This window comes from Aeromicrobium sp. PFPM2_SD2, from assembly GCF_057364525.1.
This window is the reverse complement of sequence record NZ_JBNFNZ010000542.1, coordinates 1-1,492: the sequence shown is the minus strand read 5'-3', so window position 1 is coordinate 1,492 and position 1,492 is coordinate 1. Positions and strand designations below refer to the sequence as shown.

General features: G+C 73.8%; 2 protein-coding genes. Both read right to left on the bottom strand.

Annotation, left to right across the window (positions count from 1 at the left end; translation table 11 throughout):
* Nucleotides 1-6: 6 nt before the first annotated feature.
* On the bottom strand, nucleotides 7-198 hold the full coding sequence (locus AC2W7G_RS16100; RefSeq protein WP_485869326.1) for an SAM-dependent methyltransferase: 192 nt from the start codon (nucleotides 196-198) through the stop codon (nucleotides 7-9).
* Nucleotides 195-1,346: a cobaltochelatase subunit CobN gene (locus AC2W7G_RS16095; RefSeq protein ID WP_485869325.1), complete on the bottom strand. Its 1,152-nt coding sequence runs from the start codon at nucleotides 1,344-1,346 to the stop codon at nucleotides 195-197. The genes AC2W7G_RS16100 and AC2W7G_RS16095 overlap by 4 nt, the downstream gene beginning before the upstream one ends.
* Between the last annotated feature and the right edge of the window lie 146 nt (nucleotides 1,347-1,492).

Here is a 1,492-nt window from a genome sequence, read left to right as displayed (position 1 = left end):
CCCCCGTCACGTGCCGGGCGCAGATCGCCTCCCGCATCGCGACGAGGTCCGCGGTGCGGGGTGGTCGCCGGTCTTGTCGGCCACGAGGAAGAGGTCCACCTCGTCGAGCACCCGCGCGGCCTGGGCCGTCACGAGCTCGGGGTCGCCCGGTCCGAGCCCGACGAGCGCGAGCCGGCGCCGCCGGCCCGGCTCGCTCACTGGTCGTCCTCGAGGTCGCCCTCGACCTCCAGGTAGACGCGGGCCATCTCGGCCATCACCTCGGCGTCGGGCTCGGCCCACAGGCCGCGGTCGGCCGCCTCGTTGAGCCGCTCGACGATGCCGCGCAGCGCCCACGGGTTGGACGTCCGCATGAACTCCTGCGTCTCGGCGTCGAGCACGTACTCCTTGGCCAGCGACTCGTACATCCAGTCGTGCACGACGCCGGCGGTGGCGTCGAAGCCGAACAGGTAGTCGACCGTCGCGGCCAGCTCGAACGCGCCCTTGTAGCCGTGGCGGCGCATCGCGCCGATCCAGCGCGGGTTGACGACGCGGGAGCGGAAGACCCGGTTCGTCTCCTCCTGCAGCGTGCGCGTGCGCACCGCGTCCGGCGAGGTCGAGTCGCCGACGTACGCCTTGGGGTCCTCGCCGGTCAGCGCGCGGATCGTCGCGACCATGCCGCCGTGGTACTGGAAGTAGTCGTCGGAGTCGGCGATGTCGTGCTCGCGGGTGTCGATGTTCTTGGTCGCGACCTTGATCCGCCGGTACGACGTGCGCATGTCGTCGGCGGCCGGGACGCCGGCGAGGTCGCGCCCGTACGCGAAGCCGCCCCAGGCCGTGTAGACCTCGGCCAGGTCGGCGTCGTCGCGCCAGGTGCCCGCCTCCATGACCTGCAGGATGCCGGCGCCGTACGAGCCGGGCGCCGACCCGAAGATGCGGGTGCGGGCGCGGCGCTCGTCGCCGTGCTCGGCGAGGTCGGCCTGCGTGTGGGCGCGGACGAAGTTCTGCTCGGCCGGCTCGTCGAGGGCCGCCACGAGCGCGACCGCGTCGTCGAGCATCGCCACGACGTGCGGGAAGGCGTCCCGGAAGAAGCCCGAGATGCGCACCGTCACGTCGATGCGCGGACGGCCCAGCTCCTCCAGCGGGACGACCTCGAGGTCGCTCACGCGGCGCGAGGCCTCGTCCCAGACCGGACGGACGCCGAGCAGCGCGAGCACCTCGGCGACGTCGTCGCCGCTCGTGCGCATCGCCGACGTGCCCCACACCGACAGGCCCACCGAGGCCGGGTACTCGCCGGTCTCGGCCACGTAGCGCTCCAGCAGTGACTCGGCCATCGCCTGGCCCGTGCCCCACGCCAGGCGCGACGGCACGGCGCGCGGGTCGACGGTGTAGAAGTTGCGCCCGGTCGCAGCACGTTGACCAGGCCGCGCAGCGGCGAGCCGGACGGACCGGCCGGCACGTAGCCGCCGTCGAGCGCGTGGAGCACGGCGTCGAGCTCGTCGGCGTGCCGGCGAGG